The following is a 16,186-nucleotide window of genomic DNA, read 5'->3' on the forward strand; positions in this document are numbered from 1 at the left end:
TAAGGTAGAAGCATATGGTAAACCCCTTAGAATCCATTTTACGATTGGACGATCTAAATGATCGCAATGCTGTGGCAATGCTTATCGAAAGCAATGCCGCGGGTAAGGTTGCCTATTATGCTTCGCATATACGGGGCATGATTGTCATGCATGACAACAGTAATGTAACGGTAGATACCGGCCTTTGCTCGGAAACCTTTAATTGCGTAGTCGCGTCCCACTTCTCCGGACACAAAGTAGACTTTGAGGTTACCCGTACTATTGATCACTTTGTAAGAAAACGTTTGCCGTTCGCCTGGTGGATCAGCTCGTTTAGCGCACCAGAAAACTTAGGTGACGTGTTAACCAGAGCCGGATTACATTTCTCAGAGAAGGATGTTGGCATGGCTGCACTCTTAAAGGATGTAGCCATCCCAGAGCCCCTTCCGAAAAACTTTCAGATACATGCCGTAAATAATGCCCGTGAAATGGAAAACTTCGCCAATGTCTTAGACACCTTATTTGACCCCAAAGACACGGAATTAAAGAAGTATTACCACATGGTGGCCTCACTCAACATGAGGCAAGAACGCCCGATGCATCTTTTTGTAGGCCATTTCATGAATAAGCCCATCTGCTGTTCTGTGCTATTTCTGGGATCTGGTGTTGCCGGCATTTATGATATAGGCACAAAGCCGGAAGCCAGGCGAAAGGGCTATGGTACGATCATGACACTCCATGCCCTTAATTTCGCACGCGAAATGGGCTATCACGTAGCTACTTTGCAGGCCTCTACAGACGGCATAGAATTGTATAAGAAGCTAGGATTCCAGGAAATATGCGAATTTCATGTCTACAACAACAAGGATTTGTTGCATAGGAAGAAGTTTTGATTCTTGGATTCCTCCACTAGCTCACATACTTTTGTACAATCGGCATGCGGCGCCCTACCCCAAACGCAAGGGGAGAAATCTTTAGCCCTAGAGCGGATTGTTTACGCTTGTATTCATTTATATCAACGCGGCGAACAATATCTCGAACTACAATTTCATCAAATCCTTTAGCTATAATTTCAAGGGAGCTTTTGCGCTCTTCAATGTAGAGACGAAGAATCTCATCTAAAACCGGATAAGGAGGAAGGGTGTCCTGATCCAATTGATCTGGAGCCAACTCCGCAGAGGGGGCTTTTGAAATTGTATTTTTGGGGATAAGAACCTTTTTGCGGTTCATAAATTTGGCTAATTGATACACCTTCATCTTGGGCACATCGGATATAACAGCCAACCCACCAGCCATATCACCGTACAGGGTACAGTACCCCACAGCCAATTCACTTTTATTACCCGTGGACAGGAGAATTGCGTTAAATTTGTTCGAGATGGACATGAGCACCATACCTCGCGAGCGCGCCTGCATATTTTCCTCAGCAGTGTCTCTAGGGCGTTTCTTAAAGAGTGGCTTTAAGACATCCTCAGTCGCGGAAACAATTTTCTGTATGGGAATCGTATGAAACTCGATACCAAGGTTTAGCGCGAGCTCCTGAGCATCCGTCTTACTATGTTCGCTTGAAATACTAGACGGCAAGCTCACCCCCATCACATTCTCCTTCCCTAAAGCCTCAACAGCGAGAACAGCGACAACCGCGGAATCGATCCCGCCACTTAAACCGATGACCGCGCGTTGAAAACCTGATTTATGAGCATAATCTCGAAGCCCAAGCACTAAGGCGTCGTGGGTTTCTTGCATTTCACTGGGTTCGGTTAATTTAATGGGCTTGCCGGAAGTATCCACTACTTGAAGTTCCTCTACAAATGGTTCCATCGAGGCAATGACCTCTCCCTTTTTGTTGGTTACAAAACTACGACCATCGAATACCACCTGATCATTTGCGCCAACAAGGTTACAATAAATAACGGGAGCTTTTGTTCGTTTAGCACATGCTTGAGCAACTTTACGTCGCAGCTCATGTTTCCCAAAGAACCAAGGGCTGGCTGAGAAATTAAAAATGAAGTCTACATCTGTGTTAGCAAGCAGGGCAACCGGATCTATATGATACTCATAATGCTCCACGCTAAACTTAGCTGTCCAAATATCCTCACAAATAGTCAAACCGATGCGTTTGCCCTTATACTCAACCATAGTGGGCTCTTTAGCGGGCGTAAAATGGCGCTTCTCATCAAAGACATCATATGAGGGCAAAAGGCATTTATCCGCGAATTGCTGTACTTTGCCGTCTACACACCAGGCAACCGAGTTAAATAAGCCTTTTTTACCAGAAATCTTTCGTACGCAACCGATAATAGCTGGGACCTCGCCTATTTTAGCTGCAAGCGCACGGAGCGCCATGTCATTATCGTGGACAAACCGTTTTTTAAACAGGAGGTCTCGCGGCGAATACCCACACAGCACGAGTTCCGGAAAAACAACAACCTCCGCGCCTTGACGGCAGAGCGTTTCGTAGGATTGAAGAATTTTTTGAGAATTTCCGTAGAAATCACCAACGGTGGTATTAATTTGGGCTATTCCGATTTTCATTGCGTTAAGAAAAACAGCTTTTTAGATTCTATATTCCATGAATACACCAAAAGAAGTTATTAAACAATATTACGAAGAACTGATCCGCGGAGTGCGAGAAAAAAGCGTTGATTTGAAGAAATTGAATTTTGCAAGCGATATTAAAGTGACTGGATCCGACATGGAAATGGAAGGCGAAGAATCTGTCTCCATGGCATGGGCCGCGTTTACCCATATTTGTAACGCTATTACTATAGAGAAGCAATATTTTGATGAAAACTCGGCCTGTTCGATCATCACCTGCGAACCGGAAAATGGTGCTCCTGCCTCACGTTATGTTGAACAAGTAAGAGTCAAGAACGGCAAGATAAATGAGATAAATGTTATCTACGATACCGCCGCTTGGGCTAAGATTATTGGTAAAAGCCCTGCAGCCGTAGAATAAAGGATTATATTTGTGAAAGTTCTAAAGCTATTTATTTTATTAATGTTCTTTGGCATATGCGCCAAGGGGCACGCCTTATACCTAACCCTCGATGACGTTTTAGACCGTCTGGAGAATGAAAACCTGCAAGTACTGGTTCAACGTGAAGTGGTTGTGCAAGCATTGCAGTACTCCTACATACAACGCGCAAAATTACTTCCAACGGTTAATTTTCAAGCACAACAAACAAAAACCAGGAACTTTTTTACCGCGCTAGGGGGCACCCCACTCACCTCTACTTCACGAGCTTTTTACGGTCGCGTAGAGGGAACGCTCAGTCTCCTTGATATGCGTCGTTACGCCGATTTTGAACTAGCGAGACAAGGCCATAAGATATCCGAATTGTCTTACAAAGCCGTGATCCAGGAGATCATGAACCAAGGAGCTTTGGCCTATTACCTCCACTTGAGAAATCTCAACCGGGTAAAAGTGATTGATGCAAACATTGAGCGCGATAAACTTCTCTTAAACTTAGCTGAACACCAATTTAAAGGTGGCATAGCAACCCCACTAGACGTTACCCGCGCAGAAGTACGCTTGGCATCCGACGAAAAGGAACGATTACAGCAATTGACACTCGTTCGCCAAAGCGAATTACTATTAGTACAGCTATTAGGCCTAGAAGCGCATGAGCGCATAGAAACTTCTCAAGGTCTACCAGAGCCACAAAAGTTATCGAGCAAAATATACTGGTCTCCTGAAGAGGCGTTTAAGATGCGCCCGGACTACTTGAAGGTGGAAATGGATTTCAATCAGTCTAAATTTGATTATGAGGCCTCTTATTGGGATCATCTCCCTAAGCTGTCGGCTTTTGGCAACTGGGGTTATGCCTCTGTCGATGCCTTTAATGGTAAAGAAAAAGAGGTGTGGATGATGGGGCTTCAATTAAATATCCCCGTATTTGAAGGCTTCGCGATCCAATCTAACTCGATTAGCAAAAAGGCTGGCATGCGGGCACAAAAGTACACCTTGCGTGATTTTCAAAACAAGATAAAAACAGACTTTGTCCTAAACCAAGTCGACCTGCTGTCTCGCTTCGAGCAAATCAAAGTTGCGGTAAAACAACAATCTTTGGCTCAAAAAGAGTTGGATCTTGCCCAAGCACGTTTTGAAAGGGGTCTTGCAGGAAATCAGGAAGTTGTAGACGCGCAAACAAATGTAGCGGAAGCAGAAGATGGTCTCGTGGATTCGCTTTACCAATATTATGTAAGCGAGCTGGAATGGGCACGTAATATGGGCGATGTGCGCATGGTTCTTGATACTTAATCTAACTAAACTGAGTACAGAGGTGGATGTAGACGAAATCATATTAGCTTCCGGTTCACCCCGGCGGTCAATGCTCTTAAGGGACTTAGGCCTTTCCTTTCGAATCGAATTGCCTGATGTTACAGAATTGGAGGACCATGATGAATCCCCGGAGCTTATGGTCCTCCACAATGCCATCTTAAAAGCCGATTGTGTTGCTAAAAAATTCCCAAACGCACTCATTATAGCAGCGGACACCACCGTAGCCTTGGGAAATAAAGTTTTCAACAAACCTAAAAGCATGGCTGAAGCCTTTGCGATGCTAAAGGAACTTTCGGGCAAAACACATACAGTCTATACCGGGGTATGTTTAGTGAACGAGTCCACTGGACTGCGTATAAAACATTGTGAAAAGAGCCAAGTGACCTTTCTTGATCTGAGAGATCGTCTTATTCAACAGTACCATAGCCTACTCGACCCCCTAGACAGGGCTGGATCCTATAGTATTGAAGATCATAGAGATATGATTATCAAAAGCCATGTAGGATCTTTATCTAATATTATCGGTTTGCCGATTGAATTTTTGAGCGAGACGCTTCATAATTTGGGTTATCTGAAGCGTGCCGATAAGTGAATAAGGGCTTGATAACAAAAAGAAAACGTAAGCACAACAATACCCCGTGGCCAGAGTTTGACAAAAACACTCTCGAACGTGAGAGAAAATGGCCATGGCTCCTGTTGAGCTTGTTCTTGACGTTATTTATTCACCTTTTACTCGGTATTTTTTTTGAAGGGTATACCTTTAAGCAAGCCAAGCCCACTCCACCAGCACAGGAACTGGAACTCGTCCTCCTTCCAAAAGAAGAACCGGAGATGAAGTTTGTAGAAACAAACCCGGATGTTGCTTCCAATGAACCCGATGATACCAAAAATTACGCCGCCCGTTCACAACAGGCCGCACAAGAATTACCAGAAAATGGGGAATCCATATTGCCAAGATTAGAAGGAAAAGAGAGGGATTCTCAAGCCCTCATAGAATCGCAAACCATGATGGAACCGACGCCGCCCATGCCACAGGCTCAAGTCGCCCAAAATGAACCCGCCAAAGAGGTTCAAAAAGAAGAGGAAAACGCACCCGAAGGCAAGCCGGGGGAAAAAATCGCCGATTTTATGGAACAGCCAAAGGTCTCTTTGGAAAAGGATGGAACGATTGTGCTAAAATCCGATCAAGAAGCTAAACCTGTCGCGGAAAAAAAAGCGGAAAAAAAGGCCATTTCTGAAATTCGCCCACAGCCAAGGCCTACGCTTAGAAAAGCAGGCGTGCCCGCCCCCTTGTTACTCTCTGAAAAAGGTAGCGCCCCCCAAGGCATGATCGCCGCAGATGCGAAGTTTAGCCAATTCGGGCAATATGAACAACAGATGCTAGAAGCGATTGTTTACCAATGGCACATGCTGGCCAATCGATTAACTTTTTCATCACAAGACATCAATAGCGTTGTCGTACTTTCGTTTAATTTAGACAAAGCCGGAAACGTAAGTAATGTGACCATTGAAACCTCTACAGCCAGCTCTATGGCCACCTTGATTTGCAAGGATGCGGTACAATCAAGAGCTCCCTATGGCCCCTGGCCACCGGATATGATAAAAATACTTGGCGATCAGCAGCACATACGTTTTACTTTCCACTACCAATGACATCAAACAATCGAATGACGCACAAACACATCCCTTTAGGCAAAGGTGTTACCGTATTAAAAGAAGACGAACTCGGGCTCATTGCGCTTGAAAAGCCCGCTGGCATAAAAAGTCACCCTAATTCCGTTGAATTGGAAAGGGGTTGTCTGGTCCAAGCGAAATATGATGTTCAAAGGGAATGTTATTTTTGGAAGACGGTTAAAGAAGGCGAACCTGCAGTTGAAGAAAGGCTGTATTTATTAAACAGGTTAGACTCCCCAACCTCAGGAATCATACTCGTAACCTTTTTCAAAGCAGTTGCCGAAACGATACGGGAACTCTATAAAACGAGGCATGTTCACAAAACATACCACGCAATTGTAAAAGGGCAACCCAAGCAAATTTCCCTGACATGGACAGACCACCTGGAACGAACTCGCACGGAAAAAAGAGGCCATTTACGGGTACAGAAAGGCGGTCATTCTACTGCTATCACAAAGGTGAAACTGGAAAAGCGGGATCATAACGGTATTGGCATCTCGCTCCTTCGCCTAGAACCGCAAACCGGCCGCACCCACCAGTTAAGGGTTCAATCGGCATTGCGCCATCACCCTATAATCGGAGACAAGACATACGGGGACTTTAAACTCAACCGTGCCATCGAAAAGGCCGTTGAGCAAAAACGCCTTTATTTACACGCCACTGCGCTTTCGCTCGAATATCAATTAAGCGGAAAAACGTCTTTATTTGAAGTGGAATGCGCTCTTCCGGAAAGCTTTTCTGTTTTAATGGATTCAAATGCTCGCATTCGGCAACAATTATTGTCAATAAAGCCTTTAGTTTAACCTCACTGACGTTGAAGGCGGTTTATCCCGTTGACTCAATGTTCTATTACGCTTTACTGTTTAAACAAACAGGCCTCAAACTTTATATTTAGTGAAAAACGAAAAAACATGGTTAAATAAACGTGCCGCCGGAGTCCTGCTACACCCGACCTCTTTGCCCAGCGAGCAAGGAATAGGGTCACTCGGAACAAGTGCGTATCGATTAATTGATTTTCTGGCTGCCAGCGGGATGAAGTATTGGCAAGTATGCCCCTTAGGGCCTACCGGCTATGGAGACTCTCCCTACCAGTGCTTTTCAGCATTTGCGGGTAATCCCTATTTAGTAGACCTCAAAGAACTTGTTATGCACGGGTTACTGGCAGGCTCTGACCTCGCTCCCTTACAAAAGCTACCACATGATGAAGTCAATTTTGGCGAACTCTACAAGCTGTTTTGGCCTTTAATTAAGAAAGCTTTTCACTCGTTTCAAAAGAAAAAAGCCAATATAGAGACCTATGGAGACTATGATACATTTAAACAAGAAGAAGCACATTGGCTACACCCTCATGCGTGCTTTATGGCCTGTAAAGACCACTTTCATGGCATGCCTTGGCATGAATGGCCAAGGGCATACAGAACATTTGCTGAAGCCCAAAAGCGACCCTTGTTTTTATTCAATGAGCTGAGTGAACAAATCGAGGCCCATAAATTTTACCAATACCTTTTCCTAGGGCAATGGAAACTTGTGCGCAAGTATGCTCAAGAAAAAGGTATCGAAATCATTGGCGATATTCCAATCTTTGTATCACTAGACAGCTCAGATGTTTGGGCAAATGCACATTTATTTCAACTTAATGCAAACGGTACCCCTAGCAAGGTTGCTGGCGTTCCGCCGGATTATTTTTCACCAACAGGGCAATTATGGGGAAATCCCCTTTATGACTGGAAGGAAAAAGAAGGTGATGTGTTTAAATGGTGGCAGCTAAGGATTAAACATACGTTACGTCTGTATGACGTGGTTCGTATAGACCACTTTAGAGGCTTTGATACCTATTGGTCGATTCCGGCAGGATCAAAAGATGCCTCTGTCGGCAAATGGGTAAAAGGCCCAGGTAAAGCATTTTTCGATGCCATGAATAAATCGATGCCCGGCATCAAGTGGATTGCCGAAGATTTGGGGGACATTAATGATGATGTTCGAGAACTACGGGACTCCCTTGGGTTGCCTGGTATGGCGATTATGCAATTCGCATTCTCAAACGATTCCTCAAATCTTTATCTCCCTCACAATCTCTCGCGTAACTGCGTTTATTACCCAGGTACACATGACAATGATACCGCTTGGGGCTGGTACCGCTCAACGAGCCGGGAGTCTAGAGACCAGTTCAGGCGATACTTTAGAGTTTCCGGAGAGAGTATCCCATGGGATATGATTCGAGGCGTCTACCAAAGTGTCAGCAGATTGGTTGTTATTCCCATGCAAGACCTGATGAACAAAGGCCCCGATGCTCGCATGAACCTCCCCGGCAAGCCTGACGGAAATTGGAAATGGCGCTATACGGTTAATGAGCTGGAACGCTTGTTTGTAGACAGCGCGCATTATTTGCAAGAACTGGCTTCTTTATATTACCGCTAAGCGTCTTCTGCCAAGAACTTCACGATTTCTTTTAGAACTTCTTCTCCTTCATCCTCCAAAAGATAATGGCTGGCCTTTTCATAAACGTAAGTCTCAGCATTCTCAAAACGCTCTTTCCAGACCTTTAAAAAGTGCTGGTTGAAACAAAAGTCCTTTTTACCCCAGCAGATCAGCATAGCTTTTTCCTTTAACTGATGCAGTTTCTCCTCTATCCCTAATAATGTATTATAGGAAGGGTGTTTCTGATTCAGGGGGATATCTTGAACAAAACGCGCAATGGCGATACGGTTTGCCCAATTATTATAGGGGAAGAGGTAGCCGTCTTTTACCGCTTTGGGTAATTTTTTCTCGACCGCCATAAATGTGGCTGGCCTCGCAAAACCATTCAGGGCTCGTACGATCCATTCACCGATAATTGGTATACGGCACAGTCTTATTCTAAAAGGAATATGTTTTGAGCGAAAAGCAGCTGTGTTTAGAATAACTATCTTATCCAATTTATCAATATGCTTGAGTGCCGCGCCAATACCGATAGCGCCCCCCCAATCATGAACGATCAAATGAAAGCGTTCGATCTGTAAGTGCTCGATCAAGCGAGACAAATTATCAATATGGGTACTAAGCGTATAGCTATAATCTTGCGGTTTATCAGAAAGGCCACAGCCGATATGATCCGGCACGATGCAGCGATATTTATCACGCAGCCCCAACACAAGGTTACGATAATAAAAGGACCACGTGGGATTTCCATGCACCATAATAACCGGTGTGCCATTACCTTCATCCAGAAAGTGCATCCTATGAAGAGGATCTACTTTAAAAAAGTCTCTGTCTCTTAAAGGAAAAGGATATAGCTTTCGTATGTCTTCAGGAAGCTTTCGCATAAAATAGTATATAAAGTAAAAGAAAAATTACTTTTCTTTTTTAACAAACTTGCTTTCCGTCCCTGAGACCAGGCGTTTGATGTTTGCGTAATGCCTCAAGAGAATAAACACTGCTAGACCCCAAGCAAAATAAAGTGCCCACGGATTATTATTCATTAAAAACCAGGTACTGAGCGGGAGCGTCGCACCAAAAACAATGGATGCCAAAGAAACATAACGAGTCGAATAAAATACAATCAACCAAGCAATTATTCCTACAAATACAACGAGTGGCATAAGCGCTATAAGCCCCCCAATGGTTACCGCTACGCCCTTCCCTCCTCTAAATCCCATGAAAATAGAGAAACTGTGCCCAACGATTGCCCCTACTAGTCCAATAAAACCAAGGGCAAAGGGATCGTCTACAAAACCAGATGTGCAAAGCATGGGCCATCCCGCAGCAATAAAACCCTTGATGACATCTAGTCCAAAAACGATGTTTCCGGCAGATTTACCCACCAATCGTTTCACATTCGTGGCTCCTGCATTCTTACTACCCTCCTTGAAGAGGTCTATACCGTGCCTTTTGGCTATAATTTGAGCAAAGGATATTGAGCCCAAGACATATCCGACAACAATACTTATAAAATAGATGAACATAACTGCTTCTTTTTGAATCTCTAATACTTAATACTAATCAAAGCTTGATCATTTGGACAAGCACAATGCCAGCATTTTCGGCTAGCTCGCGAAACGCCTTATCACTTAATTCCGTATCCAGTTCAAATACAGTCATTGCTAGGCCATCGTTCTCGCAGCGACTTAAAGCCATATTAGCGATATTTACCCCATCCATACCAAGGATAGAGCCGACCATACCTACGACACCTGGCACATCTTTGTTTCCGATTAACAATAAGTGCCCATCAGGCCTAAACTCCAGTTCATATCCATTCATATGAACAACTCGAGGATTATGCTGTTTGCCAATAAGGGTTCCCTCTAGGCTCCATGTCTTGCCATTCTCGTCAATTGCCTCCACGCGGATTAAATCCGTGAAATCAGCCTCATCACTTGAGTTCGTTACTTTAAGGGAAATGCCCAGTTGTTTGAATTTTGCGGGTGCATTGACATCATTAATATACTCCCCGCAAATATTCTTTAAATAACCCCGCTGAATGGCTCGTGTGAGGGGCAATAGGTCCATTTCAGTTAACTTACCCCAGTAGGTGACTTTGAGTTGCTCGATGTCCTTACCGGTCATCTGTTGCAACATATGTCCTAACCTTTCGCCCAATGAAAGGTAAGGGCGGAGCGTCTCCAGGGTTTTTAAGTCAATAGACGGCATATTCAGGGCATTTCTGATCATGCCTCCACGAAGGACAGAAGTAATGGCCTCGGCTACTTCCAGTCCAACGCTCTCTTGAGCTTCTTTTGTAGAAGCACCCAGGTGAGGTGTCAGGACAACATTCGGTAAATTGCGCAATTCGCTATCTTTTGAAAGCGGCTCATTTTCAAAAACATCTAGCCCTGCTGCGGCGACTTTACCAGATTTAACCGCTTGGATGAGTGCAGATTCCTTTATAATACCACCACGAGCACAATTGAACACTCGCACCCCCTTTTTCATTTTTGCAAATGCGCTTTCATCCAGCAAATACTGGGAATCTTCGGTTAAGGGCACGTGTACCGTGATATAGTCCGCGTTCTTAAAAAGATCATCTAGAGAAACCATGGTAACTCCAATTGCGCTGGCTCTTGTTTTTGTTAAAAAAGGATCATACGCCAATACGTCCATTTCAAATGATTGTGCACGCTTGGCTACCTCCGCGCCAATACGTCCCGCACCAATAACACCAAGCACTTTTCCGCGCAGTTCATTTCCAGAGAACGACTTTTTGTCCCACTCCCCTGCCTTCATCGATTGGTTTGCTTGAGGAAGTAAGCGAGCAGAACACATAATGTGGGTAAAAGTAAGTTCGGCCGTTGCGATAGTATTTCCTGTCGGCGTATTGAGCACAATAATACCCTTTTCAGTAGCAGCTTCTAAATCGATGTTGTCTACCCCTACTCCTGCGCGCCCTATAACACGCAAATTGCGGGCAGCATTAATAATAGCAGCAGTAACTTCAGTGGCACTGCGCACAATGAGGGCATCAATGCCTTGTACTTGGCTGATTCTCTCTTCAGGAGAAGCTTCGTACTGCTCAATCACCTCCAGGCCATTTTGTTGTTTTAGGTAATCAATACCAGTGGAAGAAATACGGTCAGCGACTAAAATTTTCATAAGGGCTAGTTTTGTTTAAACCCTATTATAAAACGCAGCAAAAGTAAACCGAATGTGTCCGTGTTATTCCTCCTCTATTTCCAAATCGCTACCCTTGCTCAAAAAATAAAACAGATAAGCCGCGATAAACAGCTGGTATAATAATAAATTTCTTTTCCGAGAGGTTAAATCACTTGTAAAGACGAGATGAGATAGGGTTGTAATTAAAAAAAACAAGGCTTCTCTTTGTGAAGAATTCCTCAGATATTCCCGTTGTATTTTTTTATAATTGATGTGTGTCAGAAATTTCACGAGCAGATTCTGCTGATTATTGGAAATGACAGTTTGTAGTTGTTGATTAGACTGCTTGGACGGCAAATCAAGCAATAAAGGCTTGGGGGAAACAATCTGCTTAACCTTCCATTCTTTAAGCTTATTATTTCCCCTTACGAGCACCTTATAAATTTCCTGCACCGTGTCTTTATTGAGCAAACCGAAACCTTTTTCACCAATAACATCCACATGGTGATTTACAATCCGCATGTGCTCATTCAGCTGATATTGAAAAAACTTTTGCGATAATTTATTATTTTTAATTTCATTTTCTAGCACTTCAAGATTTGAATGAGAGAACGCATCCTCGTGGTATAATTTGAAGATGGCAAAAATCAATTGCAGGGCTAATTCTTGGCTTTTGTAACCACAATTGCCCACCTCTTGTCTTTTATCCAGTAAATGTCGGATCATTTTTAATTGGAAACGCGTTTCTATTTCAGTCTTCTCGTCTACTATAGTTAGATGTTTCTGCGTTGGCCAATTTTCAAAATCGTTTTTATTGATTTCACATAAAAGAATACCTAATTTTCTGCGCTCATTTTTTTGTGAAGTTTTCGGAAAACCATCGCCCCCACCATCGCATAAATAATCATAGTAGCCATTGCCATCTTTAACAACCACGTGAAGGCGTAAATGCCTGACACCCTTCCACTTAGTTCGCTCAAGACGCTCAAAATAGATGCAGATACTTATTTTGTTGCCATTGTTAAATCTAACTTCGCAAAAATGACCTGCATTTTTAAATACAGCTAAAACTCTTTTTGCAACCATCCGGTCTGGAGTACCTCTTTCTAGAGATGCTGGATCAGTAAAGGATTGTAGTGACTGAACTAGTAACTGATACATATGCCTTGTTCGCCCGCCTTCAGAAACATCCAATAAGTTTCCTAGCTTGCAAGCATGGGCATATATCTCTTCATCCAAAGGCTTAACCAGTTTGGGGTATTTAGTCAAAAGAGTATTGCTATCAATTGTATGCTCAGTATTTCTTTTTTGTTCCGGAAATACAGACATGCCTAGCTTCTTTATCACTGTTTGAAAAAAAGCCTCCTGATAGAATGAATTATTCTCAGAAACGCAAAGTGCCTCATAAAGCCAATCGTTTCCATAGGTTCGCTTCAATTTTGCACCATTTTGAACGAGGCTAATAAAGTGCTCTGCTAATAATAGATAAGCGGCGAGATTTAGTGGCGTACATTTATAAACGTCCGGAACATTTAGGGAAAATCCTCTTATAGCCATTGCTTTTGTGAGATCGCTAAATACGGCAAAAGAAAGATCTCTATAGCGCATGTATCTGTGTAAGATTGTTTCTCCATCTTTGTACGCGTTCAGGTGGGTAACAGGTAGATTAAATAGCTGATTATAATATCTTTTAGCATTCAGCGATCTCTCGCTGTGTATCATTTTGGGCAATGCCCAAACGATGCGTGTGGCCAGGGTATTATGCTCTTTATTTTTAAATTCATTCGCTAAGCCATATTGTTTAAACATTTCAGCCAGCCAGCAGTAAACAAAAAAGACATTCCCTTTTGAGGCGTAACTGTTATTCAAATACTTGGATGCCCACTTAATAAATTCTTTTTCTGTAAATTTATTTTTCGAAAGCAAACCCCACTCCACTTCCTTAACATTACCAAAAGGAGGAGCATCTTTTGTATTTCTACAAAACTCTATTGCCCATTCTCGCAATCCTTTTTCATTTAAAGAAAAATGACCGGACTTCCCTACCTCGCTCATTTTATAGGATATTGCTACTAAATGATCACTCTTATGCGTTTTTTGTCCATACTGCACCTTGTATTTACCAAATTTTTCATATTCGCCAAATATATGTACCTCTTTGCCGTTCTTTAATTGTACCTCATGCTGATCTCCTGCAAAAAAGGAAAGTTTCAGGGAAATGGGTAAATTCCCGTTCCCTTTTGAGGTTTCAGTAAACTGTACTTTTATCAGGGGCCTGTTACCCCTGGGTGGGAATTGATTAGGAGGGGTATTCATAAATCGTTTTCCTCATTAATACAGGTTTTTCAGCCTACACCGACAATAAACCTACCGCATTCCCGTCAATACCTGAAACTTTGCCCCCATATGACTTGGATGCAGGAGCTGTTGGAGAGATTTTTTATCAGGATCAAATCCCATGGGATTTTTCGTTATAATGCGCTCAATTTCCTTTGTTGCATAGTGAACAAAAAAGCCTTCTTGGCGATGGATACGCGTTTTACGAAAATTATTTTTATGTAGAATAGACTCTAATCGATCCCAACAGATATGGCAGGTGATATCCTTTTCTCCTGGGTTATCAATTAAATCACTATCCTGTTTATGGTGGTGGTAGGTACGCGCTGTGCCCTGTGGGGTTTCATTTACTAACGTCTCCCAAGGAAGGCCGTAGTCAAAGAACATCAATAGCCCATTCCATGCCTGTTGGGTAATTTTGTCAAAAAGGGTTTCCGCATAATAAGGAATATCTAGTTGATATCCCTCTACAGCTTGTTTAGGCAACATCTCTATAAAAGGCCTCAGTTCGGGCGATGCTTCATCTAGCATAATTTCCTCCAAAGAACCCTCTTTGAGGCAGATCGCTCGCTCCCTCCAGAAACTGTCTTTATAGACAAGCCGAAAGAAGGGTTGAGCATCTAATAGTTCATTTGAAAAAACAACGGCTCTTTCGGGAATATTAATTTCATCATCGACACGGAAAACTAAGCCTTCCTTAAACGGGTGATCTACATTAGCCAAGAGAGACTCTTCGGGCTCTGCCCCTATTTCGACAAAGGTATACTCTTGCAACTCATCTGTGTCTCCTAATAAATTACGCGCCGCCGTTGCAACCAATCGCGGAAAAATATGGTTTATACTGGAAGATGTGTAGAAATCCGTATGGGGACTATAGCCTACTCTACGCTTGTTTTTGCGATAATAACCCAGCTCTGGATGGTATAATACTGCCTTAATATAATCGGGGTAACTTAAGCAATCAGCTTTAGCGATACTTTTTAAATAGTCATAGATACTCATGATTTCAGGTAAACCTCCAGTTCGTTCAATGTTCGTTTAACAGCCCCTTCATTTTTCTGAAAACACGTGCGAGCATTTTGCCCCATCACTATCCGCTTGTGACCATCCTGGATTAATTCAAACAAGGCCAGAAAGAGTTCTTTAGCGTCTTTTACGGAAAGCGCTCCTTTTTCATTCAACAAGTCTCTAGCAAATAAGCGAAAATTACTCATATCCGAGCCAAATACGATGGGCATGGCCAAAGAAGCAGCCTCGATAGGGGTCTGTCCTCCAATGTTTGGCGGAAGGCTCTTTCCAATAAAGATAATATCGCCAACCTGTGTCAGTATACTGAGCTCCCCAGTCGTATCTCCCACATAGATAAAGCACTCCTTGCCTGCCTTTTTGCTATCGCTACGAAAATGGAAAGAAAGGTCTTGTTTCTCTAGAAACTGCCTGATCTCATTACCTCTTTCTGCATGTCTTGGAACGAGTAAGAGGCGGCAATTCACGCCGATATCCAAGGCCTTCTTCAGAATAAGTACCAGCGCTTCTTCTTCCCCTGGCCAAGTTGAGGAACCCACGATAACTAAGGGTTGCGCAAGATCCTTTTTATGAAAGAAGCCCATTTCTGATTTCAGAATATTGCGATCTGAATAAGGCATCGGGTTAACAACAGCGGCATCAAATTTAATATTGCCGGTTAAATGCACCTTGTTTGAGGCCGCACCCAATGCAATAAAACGATCTCTGTCCTGACTATTGGACGCTAAAATAAGATCCACCTGGCGAATCACAAAACGGGCGAAGGTTGCCAATTTCTTGTATCGTTTAAAGGAGCGGTCTGATAAACGCGCATTCATCAAAATGACGGGTATCTTGCGCACGTGTGCCTGGTGTAAATGCTCCGGCCAAAGTTCGCCCTCCATCAATATAACTATATCCGGTTGGATACGACTCCAGGCAATCTTACTAAAAAGCCAGAAATCCAGGGGAAACAAACCAATTTCAGTTACCATATTGGGGTACATTTCTAAAGCCAGTTTGTAAGCCGTGCTAGTCGTAGTAGTGAGCACAACATCGATATCTCCCCGATCTTTCAATTGTTCGAGGAAAGGTTTGATCGCTCTCATTTCCCCAAGGCTTACGGCTTGTATCCAAACCCTTTTTTGCTTAGGGTTATCTTTGCCTTTAGGTTTAATAAAGCCGAAGCGATAACGAAAATCTTTCCCGTACCCGCCCCTTTTAAACATTCTCTTCAAATAATATGGTAGCGATAAGAGTAAAACTGGAAAAAATAATAGCCGGTAGAGCCAAATCATCGATGTATAATTGAGTTATTAAATTAATCTATATAAATAT

Annotated in this window: 14 protein-coding genes; 7 read left to right on the forward strand and 7 right to left on the reverse strand. The window is 43.1% G+C overall.

Translation table 11 applies throughout. The features are described 5' to 3' along the window. Positions 1-14 precede the first annotated feature (14 nt). The gene (locus AUJ82_06380) at positions 15-872 is read left to right on the forward strand and encodes a hypothetical protein (GenBank protein OIO59391.1); all 858 of its coding nucleotides are present in this window, start codon (positions 15-17) and stop codon (positions 870-872) included. A gap of 16 nt (positions 873-888) precedes the next feature. Here AUJ82_06380 and AUJ82_06385 read toward each other — a convergent pair whose 3' ends face one another. Further along, positions 889-2,514, reverse strand: a complete 1,626-nt coding sequence (locus AUJ82_06385; protein ID OIO59392.1) for an NAD+ synthase — start codon at positions 2,512-2,514, stop codon at positions 889-891. A 37-nt stretch (positions 2,515-2,551) separates the two neighbouring features. Between AUJ82_06385 and AUJ82_06390 the strand changes: the two genes are divergently transcribed. From AUJ82_06390 to AUJ82_06415, 6 genes are all read left to right on the forward strand, one after another. Further along, positions 2,552-2,938 (forward strand): hypothetical protein, encoded by a 387-nt coding sequence (locus AUJ82_06390; GenBank protein OIO59393.1) that lies wholly within the window; start codon positions 2,552-2,554, stop codon positions 2,936-2,938. Positions 2,939-2,980: 42 nt separating this feature from the next. Continuing rightward, entirely contained in the window at positions 2,981-4,243 is a 1,263-nt protein-coding gene (locus AUJ82_06395; GenBank protein OIO59394.1) for a hypothetical protein, read from the forward strand. 70 nt (positions 4,244-4,313) lie between these two features. Further along, the gene (locus AUJ82_06400) at positions 4,314-4,856 is read left to right on the forward strand and encodes a septum formation protein Maf (protein OIO59395.1); all 543 of its coding nucleotides are present in this window, start codon (positions 4,314-4,316) and stop codon (positions 4,854-4,856) included. Next, complete coding sequence (locus AUJ82_06405; protein OIO59396.1) at positions 4,853-5,917, forward strand: hypothetical protein; 1,065 nt, start codon at positions 4,853-4,855, stop codon at positions 5,915-5,917. The genes AUJ82_06400 and AUJ82_06405 overlap by 4 nt, the downstream gene beginning before the upstream one ends. After that, a complete protein-coding gene (locus AUJ82_06410; protein ID OIO59397.1) occupies positions 5,914-6,741 on the forward strand; it encodes a hypothetical protein in 828 nt (275 codons plus the stop codon). Before AUJ82_06405 ends, AUJ82_06410 begins: the two co-directional genes overlap by 4 nt. A gap of 91 nt (positions 6,742-6,832) precedes the next feature. Then, the gene (locus AUJ82_06415) at positions 6,833-8,356 is read left to right on the forward strand and encodes a 4-alpha-glucanotransferase (GenBank protein OIO59398.1); all 1,524 of its coding nucleotides are present in this window, start codon (positions 6,833-6,835) and stop codon (positions 8,354-8,356) included. Here the strand turns inward: AUJ82_06415 and AUJ82_06420 are convergent. From AUJ82_06420 to AUJ82_06445, 6 genes are all read right to left on the reverse strand, one after another. Further along, positions 8,353-9,240, reverse strand: coding sequence for an alpha/beta hydrolase (locus AUJ82_06420; GenBank protein OIO59399.1), 888 nt, complete (start codon positions 9,238-9,240; stop codon positions 8,353-8,355). The two genes, AUJ82_06415 and AUJ82_06420, sit on opposite strands and share 4 nt — an antisense overlap. 27 nt (positions 9,241-9,267) lie before the next feature. Then, positions 9,268-9,879 carry an acyl-phosphate glycerol 3-phosphate acyltransferase gene (locus AUJ82_06425; protein OIO59400.1) on the reverse strand — a complete coding sequence of 204 codons (612 nt, stop codon included), beginning with the start codon at positions 9,877-9,879 and terminating at the stop codon, positions 9,268-9,270. A 37-nt stretch (positions 9,880-9,916) separates the two neighbouring features. Then, positions 9,917-11,506 carry a phosphoglycerate dehydrogenase gene (locus AUJ82_06430; protein OIO59401.1) on the reverse strand — a complete coding sequence of 530 codons (1,590 nt, stop codon included), beginning with the start codon at positions 11,504-11,506 and terminating at the stop codon, positions 9,917-9,919. A gap of 63 nt (positions 11,507-11,569) precedes the next feature. Further along, positions 11,570-13,822, reverse strand: coding sequence for a hypothetical protein (locus AUJ82_06435; GenBank protein OIO59402.1), 2,253 nt, complete (start codon positions 13,820-13,822; stop codon positions 11,570-11,572). 51 nt (positions 13,823-13,873) lie between these two features. Next, entirely contained in the window at positions 13,874-14,845 is a 972-nt protein-coding gene (locus tag AUJ82_06440; protein ID OIO59403.1) for a hypothetical protein, read from the reverse strand. Beyond that, on the reverse strand, positions 14,842-16,146 hold the full coding sequence (locus AUJ82_06445; protein ID OIO59404.1) for a hypothetical protein: 1,305 nt from the start codon (positions 16,144-16,146) through the stop codon (positions 14,842-14,844). The genes AUJ82_06440 and AUJ82_06445 overlap by 4 nt, the downstream gene beginning before the upstream one ends. Between the last annotated feature and the right edge of the window lie 40 nt (positions 16,147-16,186).

The organism is Verrucomicrobia bacterium CG1_02_43_26, from assembly GCA_001872735.1.
Lineage (GTDB): Bacteria > Verrucomicrobiota > Verrucomicrobiia > Opitutales > CG1-02-43-26 > CG1-02-43-26.